Source organism: Vibrio sp. EJY3 (genome assembly GCF_000241385.1).
Classification (GTDB): Bacteria; Pseudomonadota; Gammaproteobacteria; order Enterobacterales; family Vibrionaceae; genus Vibrio; species Vibrio natriegens.
In genome coordinates this window covers 707112-729272 of record NC_016613.1, presented here as the reverse complement: position 1 = coordinate 729272, position 22161 = coordinate 707112, and the positions used below count along the sequence as shown (strand labels likewise).

Genomic DNA, 22161 nt, shown 5'->3' with positions numbered 1-22161 from the left:
CAATAAAAAAGCTCCTGAAAATAGGAGCTTTTTTAATATCTGTTCAACTCGCTTAATTAGTATGGCGAGATGTTCGATAAGCACTGGATGTGAATAGTGATCTCTTCACGGTCATGGTACAGGTGCTTAGCTTGTAACTTGAACTTCACCTTGTTCTCAATCAGGAACATTTTCAGGTTTTCAAGATCTTGCAAAACCTCGTCATAACGACCTTTCATTGGCAGCTTGAGGTTAAAGATGGCTTCTTTTGCCCAACCTTTTAGTAACCACTGTCCCATAAGATGTGCCACGCGCGCAGGTTTCTCAACCATGTCACACACAATCCAGGTGACATTCTTGCGGTCTGGTTCAAACTTAAAGCCATCCACCATGTGGTGTTTGATCTGGCCAGTTTCCATCAGACTGTCTGCCATCATGCCATTATCAACACAGTGCACAAACATCGAACGCTTGACCAGTTGGTAAGTCCAGCCACCCGGACACGCACCTAAATCTACACCCCACATACCCGGAGCCAAACGCTCATCCCACTCTTCACGTGGAATAAATACATGGAAGGCTTCTTCAAGCTTCAATGTTGAACGGCTTGGTGCATCTGCCGGGAACTTCAGACGAGGAATCCCCATGAAGAATTGTGAGTTATTACCCGGGAATGAGTACCCTACATAACAATGACCCGGTGCAACAAAGCAGATGTGTAATACTGGCTTCTTAGCGTTGTCTTTATCCCACATCAGGCCTTTTCCACGCATAGCCTGACGCATCGGCACAGTAAACTTACGGCAGAATTTCAGTAGCTCTTTCGCTTCATTGGTGTCCGGCGTTTCAATACGCAGATCACCACAACGAGGGAAGCTTTCGACTTCAGACAACGCCTCAAGAATTGGGCTGATGCGGTCATCGCTTGGCAAAGATTCACATTCGGCTGCAACAGCAAACATTTGGCGAGCAAAGATCAACGAGCTAAAGTCGAGACCTTTTGCCAGTTTGTCTGCGTCTCCATCCTGGTAACACTCGAAGACAACATAACCTGAGTTTTTCTTCACACGAGGGAAGCCGTACACTTCCAACTGTGTCGCTTTGTCCTGAATTTCACCAGCACACTCTTTCTCAAAGCCTGAACGGCAATAGAGCATTAGTTGTTTCACTTGGAGACCTCTTTGATATTAAACGCAGCAAAAAAGAACAAACACCAGCCGATCATGAACATCAATCCTCCCAATGGAGTAATCGGTCCAAACCATTTAATGCCTGTCAGCGCCAGCGCGTATAGACTGCCGCTAAAACAAAAGATGCCGATGATAAAGCAAATTGCAGCGATGAAAAAATACTTTTGCGCTTTTTGTTCTAAATTCACCAACAGTAGAATGGCACAAAATGCGATCGCTAAAGTGTGGATGAACTGATACAGCACACCCGTTTGAAATACATCAAGAAGATACGGCGCAAGTGTCGCTTTTAAACCGTGGGCAGCAAATGCCCCTAGCGCAACAGAAACTAATCCAGACAAACCTGTAAAGGAGAGTAACCACTTACTTTTCACTGTACACCTCGTTAATAAAACGCGCTAAGTGTTCAACCGCTAAAGCAATATTGCCCTCTTCGGTATACCCCGAGCGCTTGCGTGGTTTAAAACTGTGGTCACCATCTGGTACAAAAGTGACTGAGACCTGATCAGATAACGTGAAGTTTTCAAACTCTTCACGCTTTCCAAAGGTATCCCGCTCACCTTGCAGAATCAGCGTTGGTTTCTCAAGCGTTGCCAGATGTTCACCTTTGTAGTTTTCTGGCTTGCCCGGTGGGTGAAAAGGAAAACCTAAACAGGCAATACCCGCCACCAGCGTATTTTCAGCCAACAAACTCGACATACGCCCGCCCATAGATTTACCGCCAATAACAACTGGTGTACTAGCAAAGTGAGTGATCACTTCTTCGTAGGCTTCGAGCAGCTTTGGCGCACGATCTGGCGGACGCTTTTTGCCAGCTTCGGCACGTTTCATCATGTAAGGGAAATTAAACCGGACGACACGAATGCCCTGTTCGACTAATCCTTTAGCAACTGCGGCCATGAAGTCGTGCTCCATCCCTGCCCCAGCGCCATGGGCAAAAATAAATAACGGTCCACTTTCCGGCCCCTCAACTATCCACTGGCTCATCCAATACTTCCTCTTGTTCTTTTCTCGCTGTTGCAAGCATCCAGTCACGGAACGTTGCGATACGCCCCATGTCCGCTTGCTGCTCATGACAAACCACGTAGAACGCATTCTTCGATATCAACACCTCATCAAATGGTGCGATAAGTCGTCCTGCTTCCATTTCTGGCTGAGCTAACACGTTATTTCCTAGCGCAACACCTTGTCCATGCACAGCCGCCTGTAACACCATTGTTGAATGGCTAAAAATAGGGCCATGATTTACATTGATGCCTTCGATGTTGTAGTGGCGAGTAAACTGCTTCCAATCTTTACGCGAAGTATCATGTAACAAAGTGTGTAATCTAAGGTCATTGAGAGATTCTAACGGCTTCGTCCCCAATAGTAATGAAGGCGAACAAAGCGGAATCAAAAATTCTTGATACAACTTGTCTGCACGTAAACCAGGCCAGTTACCACGTCCGTAATAGATAGCGACATCGACGTCGTCAGTCAGTGAGCCTTCATCCATGTCTACCGCTTTAATCCTGACATCAATGTCTGGCTCCTGAGCGTTAAAGTCGGCCAACCGTGGCACGAGCCACTGAATAGCAAAACTTGGCGGCAAACTGATCGTCAAAGCACCTTTTTCACTACGTTCCAGTACTTTATCGGTCGCTTCTGCAATAGAAGTAAAAATATCCTTGATGTCTAAAAAGTAACTTTGACCTTCTTCCGTGAGTAGCAAAGAGCGGTTTCTGCGGCGAAATAGCTTGAGTGATAGAAACTCTTCCAGCGCTTTGATCTGGTGACTCACTGCAGCTTGGGTGACGAAAAGCTCTTCGGCCGCACGAGTAAAACTAAGATGACGTGCTGCTGCTTCAAATACTCGAAGAGAATTCAAAGGAGGCAATCTGCGAGACATAAGGAACCTCAAATAGGATTAGTTTTTTTTATCTGAAACATTATAAAATCTCCGTTGCCGAACAGCCAGATAAATTCTATATTTCACCCCGCAACACGGGCCTGAACGGCTTGATTTCTCTATAAATCAATTGGCTTCGTTGTTGCGATGTTGTGTTTGCAAACTCGTTTTTCGAGTTAGGTAGATTTCTACCAAAATGTTTTGTCTACTATCCCTGGGACAAAACAATACTTCCTGTATTTATTTTTGACCTGTCTGTCAAATTTCTTACACCGCCTGTTTAGGCGGTGTTTTTTTATCTGAATTATCTAAGTTTAACAAAATAACAAACTAATCCATAAAATAATGTCAGTTTGATTCACTGCTTGGTCAACTCAACCTTGCAAGGCTGCCTTAGTGACACTTCAACTATCCCCACAGCGTCATTACACTAACTAGCATTGTGATAGATACTGAACAACCTAGCATCTCTCCTACCTAGATAAAAATCTCTCGACTTCATCCTTGGAATAGAGCTCATCGTTTTTCGCTCTGTTCGGATTAATTAACGTTATATCAGTAGTCATGATAAAGATTGCGAGTCACTTCAATTTAACGACTCGGAAACCTTTCCAAAGACTGAATAAAAGACATAAAAAAACGCAAACTGATCACTCAGTTTGCGTTTAGAAAGTCTTCTTGTTTTCGCCTTACTATGGGCGGTAAACCTTCACGTTGTTAAAGCCCTGCTCTTGCAAGTAAAGCGCTTGCAGTCGGCTCATCACACCACGGTCACAGTACAACAGGTAAGTCTTGTCTTGGTCCAAGTCACCAAACTGAGTACCCAGTTTGTAGAACGGGATGTGTTTGATATCAACACCGTCGATTTCGAGAGGGTTGTCGTCTTCCTCTTCAGGACTACGGATATCAAGAACAATCGCATGCTCTTCAACAGCCTGAACCTGTTCGACTTCTGGTGCCGCTTTTTCAGATTCTTTCGCGATATCACGAATATCCATAACACGCGCTTCTTTCACCACATTTTCCAAAATGGTGAAATCAAAATTCGCTTCTTCCGCTTCCAGCTTCGCTTTGACAGCTTTAACTGTCGGCTTCTTAGAAATGACACCACAGTATTCAGGCATCGTCTTCGCGAAGTCTTCAGTACCAATTTCACGCGCAAGGTTGATGATGTCTTCTTTGTCCCAGTTAATCAGAGGACGCAGAATCAGAGTGTCTGTCACGTTATCAATGTGGCGAAGGTTAGTTAGCGTTTGGCTAGAAACCTGACCCAATGCTTCACCTGTTACCAGAGCTTCAATCTTGAATTTCTGAGCAACCATACCTGCGGCACGCATGAACATACGCTTCAGAATGACGCCCATCTGGCCATCATCTACTTTCTCAAGAATCTCAGCCACAACAGGTTCGAAATCAATCGAGATAAAGCGAACTTTTGCTGAAGAACCGTACTTATTCCATAGATAGTGAGAAACCTGTTTAACACCGATTTCGTGCGCAGGACCACCTAAGTTAAAGAAGCAGTAATGTACTTTTGAGCCACGCTTAATGTGCAGGTAGCTTGATACGCCTGAGTCAAAACCACCCGAGATCAGGCTTAACACATCTTCTTGTGTACCTAGCGGGAAGCCACCAAGGCCTTTATGACGCGCAAGAACCTGGTTCAGTTTGTCACCCGACACTTCAACCTTCACGGTTACGTCTGGGTTGCGCAGTTTCACGCTCGCGCTTTCGACAGCTTGGTTCAAACCACCACCAACGTAACGTTCCAGCTCAATCGAGGTAAAGTCATGCTTACCACGACGCTTGGCGCGAACCACGAAGGTTTTGTTTTCAATCAGAGGACGGCTTAGCTCAAGCACTTGCTCAAAGATATCGTGCAGATCTTTAAACTCAGACTGCTTTACTTCCAGTACATGATGAATGCCAGGAGTGTGAGTCAGAATTTCTAGCACTTCCGCGTAGTATTCGTTGCTCTCAGAGGTCACTTCAATGTGATCGCGACGGTTAAATACTGCGACAGATTCCGTACGGCTCTTGACGATATTACGAATGTTACACTCTAAAATCTTTGTGAAGCGCTTACGCACAGATTCACTTTTTACAAAAATTTCTGGATGGGGCTTTACAATAAATTTCATAGTCTTGTTCGCAGGTTAGTTTCGCAATCAACAAAGAGTGATACTCAACTTCGATACTTCATACGCAGCAAAACCACGTCTTGGTCACAAAAGATTGTCTGAGCTCACTTCAAAGGCGCAAGATTATATACCCAAATAGCCTCAAGATGCTAGGTTCAGCGAGATTGACTTGGTTCTCAGGCGCGGCAACGATTTGAAGATCTAGTGGTTCTAAATCAAAAAGCGTTAACAAAGTCTGTGGACCTAGTCAGCTCGCCCTTCGGGAGCGCGTCACGGACACAATTTCTGTGTCAAATAACTAGGAAAGAGCTCGCTATTCCACTGCGTTATTTTCCTTGAACTTGAGTCAGTGACAACGCTCTGAAACCTGTATCTTGAAGCCATTTGGGTATACATCCAAGCGGATTGGAAAGACAAAAAAAGCGAGCAATCTGCTCGCTTTCTTATCTCTTTACTGACTTTAAACCCAAGCCGAGTTATTGAATAACTGGCACTTCATCGCTGTAGAGTGGTTCACCCTGCATAATACTGATTTCCACACGACGGTTAAGGGCACGATTGTCATCGGAGTCATTTGGAACCAGTGGTTCAGTGTCAGCCATTCCTCGCACTCGTAAACGTTGATGAGAAAACCCTCTCACCTTCTCCATCTCCTGCGCGACAGAGACTGCACGTTGAGAGGAGAGATCCCAGTTAGAGCGATACAGCTCAGAATCCAACACCTGGTTATCAGTGTGGCCAGAGATTCTCACTATGCCAGGCACGTCTTTAACCAGTTCAGCAATCTGGCGTACCAAAGGACGGAATTTAGGCTGTAAGAACGCGGAACCTTCTGGGAAAGCGCCCTTTTCACGCATACGAATAACGATCTGTTGACCTAAGTTTTCGACTTCGATAGCACCCTGATCGATCTCTCGCTCTAGCGCTTTCTTGATGCTCTCCATCAAGGTTTCCATCTCTTGCGACATCATTTGCGACTGCTGCTGTTGCACGTCAGATTCTGCCGCCTGGTTGTCTCTTGTCGATGTCTCCGGTGACTGGCCACCGGTTAATTTTCCTTGGTCACGCTTACTTCCACCTGAACGATCCGATTCACCTTCATGGAATTCCAATGTTTGCTGCGTGATGTCCATGGTTTGCTGCATAATAACGTCGATCGGCGTTGGTTCTGGACGTCCCGGTCTGAACTCCTGAGCAATAATGCTGGTTCCTTTTGGGATATCTTTTACTTCGAGCTGACTTTGTACACCAAAGGCGAATTTCATTGAGCCTGCAATCTGCTTAAATTTGAGCACATCCATCTCTGAGAACGAGAGTAGCAGTACAAAGAAGCACATCAATAGTGACATTAAGTCAGCAAATGTCCCCATCCACAAAGGAAGCCCGGGTGGCGGACAATCACATTTATTATCTTCATCATCCATCACAACGCTCCTGATTACTCACCTATCTCTAGGGCACGCTTGCCTTCATTGAGATAGTTCTTCAGGTAACTGTCGATGACTCGCGGGTTCTGACCGTCCTGTATGGCGAGAACACCATCCATAATAAGACGACGATTCAACGTTTCTTGATCACGTCGTAAAGAGAGTTTGTCAGCTATCGGGAAAAACACCATGTTAGATAAGATAGCGCCATAAAGCGTGGTCAAAAGCGCAACGGCCATCGCGGGTCCAATGGATTTAGGGTCATCCATATTCGAAAGCATTGCTACCAGACCCACTAACGTACCAATCATTCCCATCGCTGGCGTAACATCACCAAATGCACGGAATACGCCAGTACCTTGTGTGTGTCGCTCACCAGTCAACGTAATATCTTTTTTTAAAGCAGCACGAACCACATCAGCATCGTGACCATCCACCAACAGGTCGATGCCTTTTTGCATAAAGCTGTTATTTATTTCCATCTCTTCTAATGCGAGAAAGCCACCTTTACGTGCCGCATCTGCCATCTCTACAATTTTCGCGATCAAGTCTTCTGGCTCGTCCGCCTTGAAAAGAAATGCTTTACCCGCAATTTTTGCCGCCCCAAAGAACTGCCCGATGGTGAACTTCATCAGCACGACAAAGGTAGAGCCGCCAACAACGATAAGGATTGATGTTACATCGACGAACATACCGATGCTGCCACCGAGCACCATCGCCATCACAACGAATGCAATACCACCTATCAAACCTATTAGGGTTGCTAAATCCACAAAGCACTCCTCTCGCTCTTTTTATCTATTGCTAACGAATTACTCCTTGTATCGACAACTTGCGGAGAACTTTTAGAAAAATCTTAGCTAGCAGATCACAAATTGATACCAGTAATCTTTAGTAAAATGGGTACTTTCGTCGCTTAGACACATTTAGAGCCAATTTTGTGACAATTATGTAAGGTTAAATTTGACCAAGTTACTAGGCTAAGGTAACTTTCGTGCATCTTATGAGAGGCTGAATTAAGGCAGAGAAGAGATGGCGGTTAAGAAACCAGAAAACATGACCTTCGAAGCAACCATTGAAGAGCTTGATAGCTTGGTTGATCAATTAGAAAATGGCGATCTTGCTCTAGATGATGCCTTACGTAAATTTGAACGAGGTATTGCCTTAGCTCGTGCTGGCCAAACAAAGCTAAGCGACGCTGAACAACGCGTAAGTATTCTTCTCAGCGAAGATGATGAAGCACCACTGAGTGACTTCAATCCAGATTCAGAATAATTATTAGTAGTGAGCGATGTGATGCAACAGACATTGACTTCTTTCCAACAAAGAAACAATCAGCAATTAAATTTGTGGCTAGAACAGCTTCCTTATCAAGAACTTCCATTGATTGATGCAATGAAATATGGCCTTTTGCTAGGCGGGAAACGCGTTCGCCCTTTTCTTGTTTACATCACAGGCCAAATGTTCGGTTGTAAACCTGAAGATCTGGACACACCAGCCGCAGCAATTGAATGCATTCACGCTTACTCACTTATTCATGATGACCTGCCAGCGATGGATGACGATGAGTTACGCCGTGGTCAACCGACTTGCCATATTAAGTTCGATGAAGCGACCGCAATACTGACTGGTGACGCTCTACAAACGCTCGCCTTTACTATCTTGGCAGATGGTCCTTTAAATCCAGAAGCTGAAAGCCAGCGTATCAATATGATAAAAGCTCTGGCTCATTCGTCTGGCTCCAACGGCATGTGTGTCGGACAAGCACTGGATTTAAGTGCAGAGAATCGTCAAATTTCTCTCGAAGAAATGGAAGAAATCCATCGTAAAAAGACCGGAGCCCTAATTGACTGTGCAGTTAAATTAGGCGCTTTGGCCGCTGGTGATAAGGGTATCGCAGTTTTACCTCATTTAGAGCGCTATTCGAAAGCAATTGGTTTGGCGTTTCAGGTTCAAGACGATATTCTTGATATCATTAGTGACACAGAAACATTGGGTAAGCCTCAGGGTTCTGATCAAGAACTCAATAAGAGCACTTACCCTTCCCTGCTGGGTTTAGAGGGAGCGATAGAGAAAGCTCACTCTCTGTTACAGGAAGCACTTCAAGCATTGGAAGCTATCCCATACAATACTCAGTTACTTGAAGAGTTCGCCCGATATGTCATCGAGCGCAAAAATTAACACTATAAGCGCGCATTTATATGACTCTTGATATTTCAAAGTACCCAACACTGGCGTTAGCAAATACACCGGAAGAGTTGCGTCTTCTTCCTAAAGAAACATTACCTGCTCTGTGTGATGAGCTTCGAACGTATCTGCTAAATTCAGTGAGCCAATCAAGCGGACACTTAGCGTCTGGCTTAGGCACAGTAGAGCTCACAGTTGCCCTGCATTATGTATATAACACACCAGTAGACCAGTTAATCTGGGATGTTGGTCATCAGGCTTACCCACATAAAATCCTGACCGGACGTCGTGACAAAATGCCGACCATCCGTCAGAAAGGTGGGCTTCACCCATTCCCTTGGCGCTCAGAGAGCGAATACGACACGCTGTCGGTAGGCCACTCTTCGACGTCAATCAGTGCTGGACTTGGCATGGCCATCAGTGCACAGAAAGAAGGTAAAGGGCGTAAGGTCGTGAGTGTTATTGGTGACGGCGCCATTACCGCGGGTATGGCTTTCGAAGCAATGAACCACGCTGGCGATGTTCATCCGGATATGCTGGTGATTCTGAACGATAACGAAATGTCGATTTCAGAAAACGTTGGTGCGCTGAACAACCACTTAGCGAAATTACTGTCTGGTAGCCTGTATACGTCGATTCGCGAAGGCGGTAAAAAAGTACTGTCTGGCGTTCCGCCAATCAAAGAGCTGGTTCGTCGTACAGAAGAACACCTCAAAGGCATGGTTGTCCCTGGCACGCTATTCGAAGAGTTCGGATTTAACTACATCGGCCCAATTGATGGGCATGATGTCAATGAACTGGTTCAGACTCTGAAGAACATGCGTGAGTTGAAAGGCCCTCAATTCCTGCACATCATGACCAAAAAAGGCAAAGGTTATGAGCCAGCAGAGAAAGACCCTATCGGTTACCATGCTGTACCAAAGTTCGCACCATCAAATAACAGCTTGCCAAAGAGCAGCGGTGGTAAACCAACGTTCTCAAAAATCTTTGGTGACTTCCTATGCGATATGGCCGCGCAAGATCCTAAGCTGATGGCGATTACGCCAGCAATGCGTGAAGGTTCTGGCATGGTGCGTTTCTCTAAAGAGTTCCCAGAACAATATTTCGATGTTGCTATCGCTGAGCAGCATGCAGTGACGCTCGCTACAGGTATGGCGATTGCTGGCAATAACCCAATCGTTGCCATTTACTCGACCTTCTTACAACGCGGTTATGATCAGCTCATCCACGACATCGCAATTATGGATTTGCCAGTCATGTTCGCTATCGACCGAGCAGGTTTGGTTGGTGCTGATGGTCAGACTCACCAAGGTGCGTTTGACTTGAGCTTTATGCGCTGTATTCCAAACATGGTGATCATGGCACCAAGCGACGAGAATGAATGTCGTCAAATGCTATACACTGGTCACAAGCACACGGGTCCGAGCGCAGTTCGTTACCCTCGTGGAAACGGCATGGGAACCGACATCGAAAGTGAATTTACCGCACTTGAGATCGGTAAAGGCCGAATCGTGCGTCAAGGTGAGAAAGTCGCGATCCTGAGCTTTGGTACCTTCCTTGGGAATGCGTTAGAAGCCGCTGAAAACCTTAATGCAACGGTTGCTGACATGCGTTTTGTTAAGCCGTTAGATGAAGAACTGATTCGTCAGCTAGCGAGCGAACACGATGTACTCGTGACACTGGAAGAGAACGCGATTGCTGGCGGTGCCGGTGCAGGTGTTCTTGAATTCATGATGAAAGAAAAAATCATCAAGCCAGTTCTCAACCTTGGCTTACCTGATAAGTTTGTTCATCAAGGCACTCAGGATGAGCTGCATGAAGAGCTTGGTCTGGATGCGAAAGGGATTGAACAATCCATCAACGATTATCTGGCGAAGTAGTCTTCACTAACGTTAACTTACTGATACTAAAAAGGGATGCATGATGGCATCCCTTTTTATTTTGCTCAGATGTAGTTTAAAGCCTATTAGTTCATCCAGCCTGCGTAGTGGGCAACTAAAAACAGTACAATACCCGCCATAATGCCCGCGACAATGTCATCGATCATGATGCCTAATCCACCATGCACTCGCTTATCAAGCCAACCGATAGGCCAAGGCTTAACCATGTCGAAGAAACGGAACAAGATGAAACCAGTGAGTAGCCACTTCCATTCGGTTACCGGAATGTTTAGCGCAGGCATAATACTCATCGTAATCCAAAAGCCAGCGAATTCATCCCAGACGATCGAACCATGATCGTGAACTTTCATGTCATCAGACGTCACCTGACAGATTTTCACGCCAATTACGCATGATATGAGTACCACGACGACATAAGCAGAAAACGGCAACTGAGCTAACAACAAAAAGAAAGGTACCGCAGCTAATGTCCCCATCGTTCCCGGAACAACAGGCGATAAACCGCTACCAAACCCTGTTGCCAATAAATGCCACGGATTCTTTAACGAAATAAGAGAAAGAGGGTTGGTCATATCCTTAAACCTATAACTGCTAGTTTGGTTTCAATCGTGGTTACTTAAAGTGGTCGAAACCGCTTAAGTCCCAGTCAAGAGGTTGATTGTTGTCGTGAAGCTCAAAAGTACCATTCGGTCGAATCTGACCAATGCATGTCACCTTACAGCCAATATGGGACAGAGTACTTTGCAACGAGCCATGGTTTTGCTCTGAGACGGTAAAACACAACTCGTATTCTTCACCACTCGATAAAGCATACTGCTGTGCGCTGACCTTATCATCTAAAAACTGCGCCAGATCCGAAGATATAGGCAATTGAGAGACATCGATACTGACACCGACCTGTGACCGCTTCAGTATGTGCTTGATATCGGATATCAAGCCATCAGAGATATCGATAGCAGAAGATGCAAGACCAACTAGTGCTTGTCCCGCTAAAACACGTGGCGTACTCAAGTAATGCGCTTTTTCCAAACTCTCCGCACCTACGCGAGTACGAAGAGAGCTGTCTAAGATAACATCCAGTCCAGCTTTCGCATCGCCAAGACAGCCTGTTACATAAACCCAGTCACCTACTTTCGCCCCAGAACGAGTTAACGCTTTTCCTTGCGGGACAAATCCCTGCACAGTCAATGTTAAACTCAAAGGCCCTTTGGTGGTATCCCCGCCGATAAGTTGAATACCAAAATAATCCGCAAGTTCAAAGAAGGCATCACAGAAAGGCGCAAGCCACTCTTCATCAGGCTCCGGCATCGTTAACGCAAAACTCACCCACGCAGGCGTCGCGCCCATCGCGGCTAAGTCGCTGATGTTTGAAGCGAGTGCTTTGTGCGCGACCCAAGCAGGATTCGCGTCAGGAAGAAAGTGTGTCCCCGCAACTAAGGTATCGGTGCTGATCGCAATATGCACATTATCTGGTGCTTTGACCAGTGCACAATCATCCCCTGCAGCAAGGTGAACATCTTTTCGTTGGTTTTGACGACCAACAAAGTACTTGTCTATTAAGCTAAATTCACCAGACATAATTTGTTTTTCTTTTTATATAAACGCTTTTGATATAAAAAAGGTCAGCATATGCTGACCTTTTTACTGAAGAAATCGTTATTTCTTACGTACGTGAGGTGCTGCTTTATCCAGCACACCATTCACAAACTTGTGACTGTCTTCCGCAGCGAACACTTTTGCAAGTTCAATCGCTTCGTTGATCACGACTTTGTAAGGCACATCTTCGCGACGAGTCATCTCGTACATAGCAAGGCGAAGAAGAGCAAGTTCCATCATATCCAGATCCTGCATTGGACGTGAAATGTATGGACGAATTTTACTATCTAGTTCAGCGTGGCTAAGTACAACACCGCCTAGTAGTTCACGAAAGTACTCTACGTCAGTTTCTGGCGCTGCTAGAGCTGGCTCTGATGCGTGAAGTTCTTCTTCATCGTATTTGTCACCAGACAAAAACTGTTCTTCAATCTTGGCAACATTCTCTTTAGTAATTTGCCATGAGTAGATCGCTTGTAGAGCGAATTGACGTGCATTACGACGTGCGGCTGGTTTCACACTGGCCCCCATTAGGAATCAATTTCAGATAGTACATTAATCATTTCAAGTGCGCTTAGTGCAGCCTCTGCACCTTTATTACCAGCCTTGGTTCCTGCGCGTTCAATCGCTTGATCGATAGTATCAACAGTCAAAACACCAAATGCGACTGGAATGCTGTATTCCATAGACACTTGTGCCAGACCTTTGTTCATTTCACTACAAACATAGTCAAAGTGAGGCGTTCCACCGCGAATAACTGACCCTAAAGATACGATAGCGTCGAATTTACCGGTTTTAGCAACACGTTGAGCTACTAGAGGTAGTTCTACGGCACCTGGACAACGAACAACGGTAATGTTGTCATCGCTTACTTGCCCGTGACGCTTTAGTGTATCGATCGCACCAGAAAGTAGGCTTTCGTTAATAAAACTGTTGAAACGAGAAATAACGATAGCAATTTTTGCATTTGGCGCTGGGAAGCCACCCTCGATCACTTTCATAAGCTTTCCTTTAACTCTATTTTTAAGTGAAATATGTTCATCAAGTGAGAATCGCCGGATTCTAGCACAATTGTGTGAGCAATATCTAATGGAAATTGGCGGGAGCAACGAGTTACTGGCCTAGGACAGCATAAGACTATTCAAGACCAGTTACTTATCGTTCAGTCGTTACTCACAGACGTATTCAACGACGTTTAGGCCAAAACCGCCTAACGCGTGGTATTTTTTATTACTTGACGATAACAGACGCATGTCATTCACGCCAAGGTCAGCAAGAATTTGAGACCCTACCCCTACTCGACGAGAAGTACCTTGTTTCTTCGCGAGCGTCGGAGCTTCACCTTTATCTTGCGCTTCAAACATCTTCACGCGATGGATAAGAAGCTCACTGGAGTCTTCATGACCAAGAACAACTAAAACACCGCCTTCTTCGCCGATGCGCTTCATCGCTTTATCTAGTGTCCAGCTGCGCTCAGCATTGCGGTCACTGCGAAGTAAGTCGGTAAACACATCTTGAAGATGTACGCGAACTAATGGTGTGTTTGCTTTCAAATCACCTTTACACATCGCGTAATGGACTTGGTTATCAATCGTGTCTTTGTAAGTCACCAGATTAAACTCACCAAATTCGGTCGGCAGCTTACATTCAGCAACTCGCTCAATGGTTGTCTCGGTATTGTTGCGGTATTCGATTAAATCAGCGATCGTACCCAGCTTGATACCGTGTTTTTCACAGAAGATCTCAAGATCTGGTCGGCGAGCCATCGTGCCGTCATCATTTAGAATCTCAACAATAACCGACGCAGGTTCCAGACCAGCAAGACGAGCTAAATCACAGCCGGCCTCTGTGTGGCCAGCGCGCGTTAACACACCACCATCTTGAGCCGCTAGTGGGAAGATATGGCCTGGTTGAACTAAATCCGCTGCTTTTGCATTTGGCGCTACAGCCGCTTGAACAGTGCGTGCTCGATCCGCAGCTGAGATACCCGTTGTTACCCCTTCTGCTGCTTCAATAGAAACCGTAAAGTTTGTCGTATATTGCGCATTATTGTCTTGCACCATTGGCGGCAAACCAAGACTTGAGCAACGCTCCTTAGTCATTGTAAGACAAATCAAGCCACGTCCATGGGTAGCCATAAAATTGATCGCTTCCGGCGTGATATGCTCGGCAGCCATGATCAAATCACCCTCATTCTCGCGGTCTTCGTCATCCATCAAGACGACCATTTTACCTGCACGAATGTCATCAATAATTTCTTGTGGTGTACTGATTGGCATATTCTGTTTCCCGTTATTCTAAATTTATTTTCGGCAACAATTTGTTGGGGCTTGATTACAAGCAGACTTACGGCAACAGTTTGAGCTTTACAAACGGTAAGTCAATTGCCCCACGGATGTTCTGTGAATACTGTCTTAGGCGAATCCGTTCTGCTGCAAGAAATCCATAGTAATACGCGACTCTTGCTTCTCTTCTTGCTGCCCCTGAAGTAATCGCTCCATATAACGAGCTAATACATCCACTTCTAAGTTAACTTTGCGACCGACCTGAAATTGATCAATCGTGGTTTCTTCGCTCGTGTGAGGAACAATCGTTAACTTGAATGCATTTTTACGTAAGTCATTTACCGTAAGACTAATGCCGTCTACGGTGATCGAGCCTTTTCCTGCGACATATTTGCTGATTTCGGCAGGCATCGCCACCCAAAACTCGATTGCTCGACCCACTTGATTACGTTCTACAATTTCGCCAACACCGTCAACATGACCAGACACGATATGTCCACCAAAGCGCGAGGTGGGCAGCATGGCTTTTTCTAGATTAACCTTGTCACCGACTTGATATTGTGCAAAACCCGTCATTTTCAGTGTCTCTAACGACAGATCCGCACTGTAATAATTGCTGCCAAAATCAATAACCGTCAAGCAAACGCCATTAGTCGCGATACTGTCGCCTAACTTAACGTCAGACATATCTAAATTGCCCGTTTCGACGGTTACGGTGATGTCTTCGCCTTTCGGCGTAATCGCAGTAAGTTTACCTACTGCTTCTACAATGCCTGTAAACATAATTGCTTCTTTTCTATCTATTTTCGTATAAGCGTTGCGGTAATTCGAATATCTACCCCAACCATACGAGCATCGGTAATGTTCAGATCGATAACGTGATCCATTGACGTTAAACCAAGCGCCCCAATCAGCCCGCGACCATCACTGCCCATCAACTTTGGAGCAAGATAAACGATCAGTTCATCTACAAGATTAGCCTGTATGAGTGCACTCGCGAGCGTCGCTCCCGCTTCCACCCATAAATGATTGACTTGATGCTGATTGGCAACGGCTTTCAACGTCGTCGCGAGGTCAATCTGGCCATCTTCATTTAATTGAGGGGCGATATCACCGTCTTGACTGACAATGATGCGCTCACCATCGGTATTAAACAACTTGAGTTCATCTGTCAGCTGGCATTGGCGATCTAAAATGATGCGCACTGGCTGACGTACTGCTTCGGGTTGATACTGCTCTCGTATCGTTTGAGGCAAATCGTCCCAGCGAACATTCAATGAGGCATTATCGTCAATCACCGTTTTGCTGGTCGATAAAATCCCACCACTCATAGCACGATAACGCTGAACATCCTGACGAGCCCGTGGGGAGGTAATCCACTGGCTCTGTCCATTACTGAGTGCGGTTTGACCATCGAGACTGGCCGCCATCTTTAATTGGATGAAAGGCATACCCGTCTGCATAAATTTGATGAATCCTCGATTCAACTCGAGAGCGTCGCTTTCCAGTAAGCCAACCTGAACCTCGATTCCTGCATCGCGAAGCATTTGAATGCCTCGCCCTGCGACTTTAGGGTTCGGGTCTTGCATCGCGCAAACAACTCTCGCCACCTTCGCTTTAATCAGCCCTTCGGCACAAGGAGGCGTTCGCCCATGGTGAGAACAAGGCTCGAGAGTAACGTAGGCAGTCGCGCCTTCGGCTTTACCTTCAGCCATTCGCAGGGCATGAACTTCGGCATGTGGTTCTCCGGCTCGGAGATGATAACCTTCCCCGACTATCTGTCCATCACGAACGATGACGCAACCAACATTTGGATTAGGAGCCGTGGTATAGATGCCGCGCTTAGCAAGCCTGATGGCGCGCGACATCATTGAGAAATCTTGAGGGGAGAAGGTAATTTGAGGCGTGTTTTGTTCCATGTTTAATCAGTCTTCCAGGCGGGCAATCTCTTCGCCAAATTCGCGGATATCTTCGAAACTGCGATAAACAGACGCAAAACGGATGTAAGCCACTTTGTCCAGTTCTTTCAGCTGATCCATCACCAAGTTGCCAATCATCTCACTTGGTACTTCACGCTCACCCGTAGCGCGTAGCTGGGATTTAATCATACTGATCGCCAGCTCAATTGCATCAGCGCTGACCGGACGTTTTTCTAATGCACGCTGAATGCCACCGACCATTTTGTCTTCGTCAAACGGTTCGCGGTTGCCATTGGATTTAATCACCTTAGGCATCACCAGCTCAGCGGTTTCAAACGTCGTAAAGCGTTCACTACAAGTCAGACACTGGCGGCGACGACGAACCTGATGGCCATCTGCAACCAAGCGAGAATCAATAACTTTTGTTTCGTTTTCCGAACAAAAAGGACAATGCATATCACCTCCAATCAATGCGCTCTTAAAAGCCAAACTAGTGTAGCGGAATTGGTATGCGAGAGAAAACAAAAAGGGGCTTTATCGCCCCTTTTTCAATCAATATCGAGTGGAATATGTTAACTACGTACTAAGTAGTTGGCTTTACCTACCCATTTGTAGCTGGTCAGCTCTTCTAAGCCCATTGGACCACGCGCATGAAGCTTCTGAGTAGAAACGGCAACTTCAGCGCCGAGACCAAATTGTGCACCATCGGTAAAGCGTGTTGCCGCGTTAACGTATACTGCTGCAGAACCCACAGAGTTGATGAACAATTCTGCATTTTCTAAGCTGTTAGTCATGATCGCATCTGAGTGGCTGGCGTTATGTACTCGCATGTGGTCAATAGCGTCTTTTACATCATCAACGACTTTCACACCAAGGGTGTAGCTCAACCATTCTGTATCAAAATCACCTTCGCCCGCATCGCGAATTTGCTGCGCGTTTGCCATCAGCGCTTTGGCTTTTGGTTCAGCAACAAAAGTAACCTTCTCGTTCATGCGCTCAACCAGCAAGGCTAAGAATTCAGCCGCCACGTTTTTGTGCACTAATAAGGTATCAAGTGAGTTACATGCCGATGGACGCTGTACCTTTGAGTTTTCAACCACGTTAAGTGACTTCTCAAGATCCGCCGATTCATCAACAAAAATATGGCTGATGCCAAAACCACCAATAATAACGGGAATGGTACTGTTTTCTTTACACATTTTGTGTAGGCCAGCACCACCACGTGGAATGATCATATCCACGTAGTCGTCCAATTTTAGCAATTGAGAAACAAGCTCTCGGTCTGGCTTTTCAATGTATTGAACGGAAGCCGCAGGCAGGTTCGCTTTAGCTAATGCAGACTGGATAACTTTGACCAGCTCCATGTTAGAGAAGAAGGTCTCTTTACCACCACGTAAAATGCTGGCGTTTCCGGTTTTCAGACACAAGGCTGCGATATCAATCGTTACGTTCGGACGTGCTTCGTAAATCACACCAACAACACCAAGGGGAACGCGGCGACGAGCCAAAGACATGCCATTTTCTAGCACTTTACTGTCGATTTCGCTACCAACAGGATCATTAAGGCTGATCACGTTACGTACGTCATTCGCGATACCCGTTAAGCGATCTTCATTCAGCAGCAGACGGTCCAGTAATGCATCCGTCAGACCTGCTTCGCGGCCAAGTTCGATGTCTTTTGCATTCGCAGCCAGAATAGCCGCTGAGTTTGCTTCCAGCTCATCGGCAATGATAGCCAGAGCTTGGTTTTTCTGTGATGTTGACGCTGTCGCCAATTCAAAAGCTGCATCTTTAGCAGCTTTACCCATGTTCGTTAAATCCACTGTGCTTCCCTTAATTTCTATTCCTGAATGACGACAAGATCATCGCGGTGAATGACTTCTGAGCCGTAATCGTGACCCAAGACAGTGATGATATCTTTGCTGTGCTTACCAGAGATTTTAGTTAAATCCTCGCTTGAGTAAGCACTAATACCACGAGCCACTAACTTACCATGAGTATTGGTAACACGTACCACCTCACCACGGGCAAAATCGCCACTGACCTTAGTCACCCCTTTGGCTAACAAGCTGCTGCCTGTGCCAATCACTGCGTTTACTGCACCATCATCGATAATAATATCGCCTGATGCAGCAGGACCAGCCAAGATCCAACGCTTACGGTTTTCCAGAGCTTCAGAACAAGGTAAGAAACGTGTGCCATGTGGCTGTGGGCTCAATGAATCAAAAATCACGTTAACGGCACTACCCGCAGCAATGATAACTTCAATCCCTGCGCGACGAGCGATGTCTGCCGCTTGAAGCTTAGTAGCCATACCACCAGTACCCAGCGTCGTGCCGCTGCCACCTGCAATTTTTCGTAGCGTGTCATCAATCGTCTTAACTTCTTTGATCAGCTCGGCATTTGGGTCTTTACGTGGATCGGCAGTAAACAGTCCTTTTTGGTCTGTAAGGAGCAGTAATTTATCTGCACCACATAAAATTCCCACTAGAGCCGACAAGTTGTCGTTATCTCCGACTTTAATTTCGCTTGTCGCTACGGCGTCATTTTCATTAACGATCGGAACGATATCGTTTGCGACTAAAGCGTTAATCGTATCGCGCGCGTTTAGAAAACGCTCACGATCTTCCAGATCTGCACGAGTCAGTAGCATTTGGCCGATCTTGATATCGTAAATACTAAACAGAGACTCCCACGTTTGAATCAAACGAGTTTGCCCTACTGCAGCAAGTAATTGTTTACTCGCCATTTCGTTGGGCAATGCGGGGTATCCAAGATGCTCACGGCCTGCTGCAATTGCACCAGACGAAACCATTACCACTGAATGGCCTTGTTTCTTAAGTTCAGCACACTGGCGCGCCAGCTCAACCATATGAGCACGGTCTAGCGCGAGTGTCCCGCCTGTAAGCACACTTGTACCCAGTTTCACAACGACGGTTTTTGGATGTGAAACGACTGCATTTTGTTGATTCGTTGTCATGATGTCTTCTGAAGTGAAAAACAAATTAAAGGAGAGTTTTAACAATCAAATTGGGATTTAACAAGAGAAAAGGTGCGAAAACGCACCTTTTTGTTTTTCAGCGAAGAAAAAGGGCTGAATCAAGCAAAGTCAAACGACTCTGTATGGTATTCAACCTCTAATTTGAAATGCTCTTCGAGGGTATCGACCAGTTTCTGATGGAAGGTACTTTGTGTTAAGTAAACTTCCTCTACCGATTTTTTAGGCAACGCTTCCGAGTCCCATTGCCCTTCTTTATTGTATTTGCCAATGTGGTATTTGGCAGTAAAGCCCCCTTCGATGGCCTCTAAGTCCATCCACCAGCCCCAAAACTCTCGTTTTTCTGGTGATTTCTTATCGTCGACGCACACCGACAAACAATCAAAATAGTAACGACCTTCTTCTGATTGCGGTTCTCGTAGATAAGGCCCTATCGCCTTTAACTTAGACATCAAGCGAAAGTGAGTTGGCCCCTGAGTCGTCTCTGGCATATGAATCTCCGTTTCCATAATAAAAAGTGAATACTCAAGAATGATTATTATTTGATTATCATGAGCTTAATTTTTGCTCAGGTATTCACTTTAACTCAATGGGAAGGTTTGTCATCTTAATAATTCATCTTCCAACCACTTTATGGCCAAATCGAGGGATTGCTCATAACCTTTTGAAATAGACTTGGCGCTGATTTTTTTCGCCTGTCCATACTGACTAAACAATGCAACTAACTGGTTATCACTATGTGGTGAGACCGGATCGCCTTCCAAGCCCAATGCCAGAATTGGCACCTTCGTTCTACGGTTGGTTAGAAAGCCTTGAACTTTCAACGACCAGGCTTTCATTTGCCCTGCCATGCTGTTGATGTCTACCGCACTCTTGCCTAATCGTGATGCCAATAAATCCAGGTACATTTTCGGCATCTGCTGTAATTTTTGAGACGAGGTAAAAAGATCGTGTACAGGCGCGCCCATCGCAACGCAGGCTTTGATCTTTTCCTGCTCAAGAAATGAGAGACGAACCATTGCATTGCCGCCAAAGCGAAATCCAACTAAACCCACTTTATGGTGATCAACGTAAGGAATCGAATAGAGCTCATTCAAGACTGCCTGATGGATACAGCTTGTGTCTTCAGTTAGAGGCCAGTGTGAACTGTGTCCAATCGAAGGCATATCAACCGTTAGCATCGCAATATCTTTCGGCGCAAAATGATGACGGAACAGTTGCCACATGTCAGTTTGCAGACTATCCAACCCCGCACTAACCATCACCACAGGCAATTGTTTATCCGTTCTAGGCAGATGTAAATTCGCAATAATTTTGCGATTCTGGTACGGCACTTCAATTTGTTTGATCGTGTATTGGGTTTTCTCTGCCCCTTCCGAATACGCTTTGTTGGCCAGTACTTGAGCCTGCAACGCTAAATTATCGTTCTTTAAATGCGGGTAGCCAGCGATACTGAAACACAAAGAGGCAGTAAAAAGCTCATCAGCAGCTGCTTCTCCTTGCAAATTTTCAGAGCGCTTTTGATGCTCCATGCCCAACTTGATCCACTCGAACGTCCAGTTTCCACTGTGGTAACCCATAACGGTATCTAACCATTCATCTTTAGTACGAGAGTGCTTTGATGACGCTATTTTAGATAATACCGATTCTATATCGATAGGAGGTACACCTTGCCATGCCCATTGCAGACGGAGTAAATGACGATACCAGGCACTATCTCCCTGCTCTTCTCTTTCATCAAGGATTTTCTGGCTAGTTGGCATGTACTGAGTCAATGCCGAGGTTTCTTTGGCTTGCTTGTGTTTGACAAACAAAGTTTCGGATAGGTTTTTACTGATATCTTCCGGCATACGAAGCGCTCTAGACTATTTGCAATATTTACAATGATAATAAAAAAAATGCCCCTAAACAGGGGCATTTCTCAATATTCTTTGACTGCAATTATTTTTGCTTGCGGTTTACCGGCTCAACGTACTGGATAGACATATCCCACGGCTGCTCGATCCAAGTATCTTGCTCAATATCAACAACGTAGTCATCAAGAAGCTCTTTACCTGATGGCTTAGCGCATACTGCAATCATTTTTGCTTTAGGGTACATTTCACGCAATTGACGTGCTGTATCACCGCTATCTACTAGGTCTTCAACGATTAGGTAACCTTCACCGTCACCTTCTGGTGCTTTTAGCACAGACATATCACGCTGATGGTCATGGTCGTAGCTTGAAATACAGATAGTATCAACGTAACGAATGCCCAGTTCGCGAGCCAGAATTGCACCAGGAACCAGACCGCCACGGCTTACTGCCCAGATACCTTTCCACTGCTCAGCTGGCATTTGCTTTTCAGCCAGTTCACGACAGTAAGTCTGCATCGCATCCCAAGTGATAATGAATTTTTTACTCATTGTAATAACCTAATAATTTAAAAATATGTATCCCCAATATTCAGTGAAAAAGGCGGATAAACGACATATTCACTAAGCTCTCAAACTAAATTTGAGGCGGGGCTTAAAGCAGCGCAAACGATTATTCTACCGAAAGCTAATATTAATACCAATGGTGATATCAAATTTCTCCACATAGAGCGCAGAAACATCGATTTCGGTGAACAAAATCAAAATAAAAAGCCAGTAAGAACAGATGTCCTCACTG

The 22161-nt window shown here is 45.5% G+C and carries 23 protein-coding genes; 3 read left to right on the top strand and 20 right to left on the bottom strand.

Annotation, left to right across the window (positions count from 1 at the left end):
* Positions 1 to 56: 56 nt before the first annotated feature.
* The 7 genes from rlmM to pomA form a co-directional block, all read right to left on the bottom strand.
* Positions 57 to 1148: a 23S rRNA (cytidine(2498)-2'-O)-methyltransferase RlmM gene (rlmM, locus tag VEJY3_RS03275; protein WP_014231025.1), complete on the bottom strand. Its 1092-nt coding sequence runs from the start codon at positions 1146 to 1148 to the stop codon at positions 57 to 59.
* Positions 1145 to 1543 carry a DUF423 domain-containing protein gene (locus VEJY3_RS03270; protein WP_014231024.1) on the bottom strand — a complete coding sequence of 133 codons (399 nt, stop codon included), beginning with the start codon at positions 1541 to 1543 and terminating at the stop codon, positions 1145 to 1147. The genes rlmM and VEJY3_RS03270 overlap by 4 nt, the downstream gene beginning before the upstream one ends.
* The gene (locus VEJY3_RS03265) at positions 1533 to 2156 is read right to left on the bottom strand and encodes an alpha/beta fold hydrolase (protein ID WP_014231023.1); all 624 of its coding nucleotides are present in this window, start codon (positions 2154 to 2156) and stop codon (positions 1533 to 1535) included. The genes VEJY3_RS03270 and VEJY3_RS03265 overlap by 11 nt, the downstream gene beginning before the upstream one ends.
* Positions 2137 to 3057: a transcriptional regulator GcvA gene (locus VEJY3_RS03260; protein ID WP_014231022.1), complete on the bottom strand. Its 921-nt coding sequence runs from the start codon at positions 3055 to 3057 to the stop codon at positions 2137 to 2139. The genes VEJY3_RS03265 and VEJY3_RS03260 overlap by 20 nt, the downstream gene beginning before the upstream one ends.
* 692 nt (positions 3058 to 3749) lie before the next feature.
* A complete protein-coding gene (gene thiI / locus VEJY3_RS03255) occupies positions 3750 to 5198 on the bottom strand; it encodes a tRNA uracil 4-sulfurtransferase ThiI (protein ID WP_014231021.1) in 1449 nt (482 codons plus the stop codon).
* A gap of 476 nt (positions 5199 to 5674) precedes the next feature.
* On the bottom strand, positions 5675 to 6622 hold the full coding sequence (locus VEJY3_RS03250; RefSeq protein WP_014231020.1) for a flagellar motor protein MotB: 948 nt from the start codon (positions 6620 to 6622) through the stop codon (positions 5675 to 5677).
* 14 nt (positions 6623 to 6636) lie between these two features.
* Positions 6637 to 7398 (bottom strand): flagellar motor protein PomA, encoded by a 762-nt coding sequence (gene pomA / locus VEJY3_RS03245; protein ID WP_014231019.1) that lies wholly within the window; start codon positions 7396 to 7398, stop codon positions 6637 to 6639.
* A 259-nt stretch (positions 7399 to 7657) separates the two neighbouring features.
* On the opposite strand from pomA, the gene xseB reads away from it, so the two are divergent.
* The 3 genes from xseB to dxs are packed head-to-tail and all read left to right on the top strand — an operon-like array spanning position 7658 to position 10692.
* Entirely contained in the window at positions 7658 to 7900 is a 243-nt protein-coding gene (gene xseB, locus VEJY3_RS03240; protein ID WP_014231018.1) for an exodeoxyribonuclease VII small subunit, read from the top strand.
* Between the two features lie 21 nt (positions 7901 to 7921).
* Positions 7922 to 8806, top strand: a complete 885-nt coding sequence (gene ispA / locus VEJY3_RS03235; protein ID WP_014231017.1) for a (2E,6E)-farnesyl diphosphate synthase — start codon at positions 7922 to 7924, stop codon at positions 8804 to 8806.
* A gap of 20 nt (positions 8807 to 8826) precedes the next feature.
* Positions 8827 to 10692, top strand: coding sequence for a 1-deoxy-D-xylulose-5-phosphate synthase (gene dxs, locus VEJY3_RS03230; protein WP_014231016.1), 1866 nt, complete (start codon positions 8827 to 8829; stop codon positions 10690 to 10692).
* Positions 10693 to 10778: 86 nt separating this feature from the next.
* Here the strand turns inward: dxs and pgpA are convergent, their stop codons facing one another.
* The 13 genes from pgpA to tet(34) all read right to left on the bottom strand — a co-directional run bounded on the left by pgpA (position 10779) and on the right by tet(34) (position 21914).
* Positions 10779 to 11285, bottom strand: coding sequence for a phosphatidylglycerophosphatase A (gene pgpA / locus VEJY3_RS03225; protein WP_014231015.1), 507 nt, complete (start codon positions 11283 to 11285; stop codon positions 10779 to 10781).
* 40 nt (positions 11286 to 11325) lie between these two features.
* Complete coding sequence (thiL, locus tag VEJY3_RS03220) at positions 11326 to 12291, bottom strand: thiamine-phosphate kinase (RefSeq protein WP_014231014.1); 966 nt, start codon at positions 12289 to 12291, stop codon at positions 11326 to 11328.
* Between the two features lie 78 nt (positions 12292 to 12369).
* Positions 12370 to 12837, bottom strand: a complete 468-nt coding sequence (nusB, locus tag VEJY3_RS03215; RefSeq protein ID WP_020333700.1) for a transcription antitermination factor NusB — start codon at positions 12835 to 12837, stop codon at positions 12370 to 12372.
* The gene (ribE, locus tag VEJY3_RS03210; protein WP_014231012.1) at positions 12837 to 13307 is read right to left on the bottom strand and encodes a 6,7-dimethyl-8-ribityllumazine synthase; all 471 of its coding nucleotides are present in this window, start codon (positions 13305 to 13307) and stop codon (positions 12837 to 12839) included. The genes nusB and ribE overlap by 1 nt, the downstream gene beginning before the upstream one ends.
* Positions 13308 to 13475: 168 nt before the next feature.
* Entirely contained in the window at positions 13476 to 14585 is a 1110-nt protein-coding gene (ribBA, locus tag VEJY3_RS03205) for a bifunctional 3,4-dihydroxy-2-butanone-4-phosphate synthase/GTP cyclohydrolase II (RefSeq protein WP_014231011.1), read from the bottom strand.
* Between the two features lie 135 nt (positions 14586 to 14720).
* Entirely contained in the window at positions 14721 to 15374 is a 654-nt protein-coding gene (locus VEJY3_RS03200) for a riboflavin synthase (RefSeq protein ID WP_014231010.1), read from the bottom strand.
* A gap of 17 nt (positions 15375 to 15391) precedes the next feature.
* Positions 15392 to 16510 (bottom strand): bifunctional diaminohydroxyphosphoribosylaminopyrimidine deaminase/5-amino-6-(5-phosphoribosylamino)uracil reductase RibD, encoded by a 1119-nt coding sequence (ribD, locus tag VEJY3_RS03195; RefSeq protein ID WP_014231009.1) that lies wholly within the window; start codon positions 16508 to 16510, stop codon positions 15392 to 15394.
* Between the two features lie 6 nt (positions 16511 to 16516).
* The gene (gene nrdR / locus VEJY3_RS03190; RefSeq protein ID WP_014231008.1) at positions 16517 to 16966 is read right to left on the bottom strand and encodes a transcriptional regulator NrdR; all 450 of its coding nucleotides are present in this window, start codon (positions 16964 to 16966) and stop codon (positions 16517 to 16519) included.
* 116 nt (positions 16967 to 17082) lie between these two features.
* A complete protein-coding gene (locus tag VEJY3_RS03185) occupies positions 17083 to 18333 on the bottom strand; it encodes a glutamate-5-semialdehyde dehydrogenase (RefSeq protein ID WP_014231007.1) in 1251 nt (416 codons plus the stop codon).
* Positions 18334 to 18350: 17 nt separating this feature from the next.
* Positions 18351 to 19490, bottom strand: coding sequence for a glutamate 5-kinase (proB, locus tag VEJY3_RS03180; protein WP_014231006.1), 1140 nt, complete (start codon positions 19488 to 19490; stop codon positions 18351 to 18353).
* A gap of 119 nt (positions 19491 to 19609) precedes the next feature.
* Positions 19610 to 19999: a sigma factor-binding protein Crl gene (gene crl, locus VEJY3_RS03175; RefSeq protein WP_014231005.1), complete on the bottom strand. Its 390-nt coding sequence runs from the start codon at positions 19997 to 19999 to the stop codon at positions 19610 to 19612.
* Positions 20000 to 20110: 111 nt separating this feature from the next.
* Complete coding sequence (gene frsA / locus VEJY3_RS03170; protein ID WP_014231004.1) at positions 20111 to 21358, bottom strand: esterase FrsA; 1248 nt, start codon at positions 21356 to 21358, stop codon at positions 20111 to 20113.
* A 91-nt stretch (positions 21359 to 21449) separates the two neighbouring features.
* The gene (gene tet(34) / locus VEJY3_RS03165) at positions 21450 to 21914 is read right to left on the bottom strand and encodes an oxytetracycline resistance phosphoribosyltransferase domain-containing protein Tet(34) (protein WP_014231003.1); all 465 of its coding nucleotides are present in this window, start codon (positions 21912 to 21914) and stop codon (positions 21450 to 21452) included.
* Positions 21915 to 22161 lie beyond the last annotated feature (247 nt).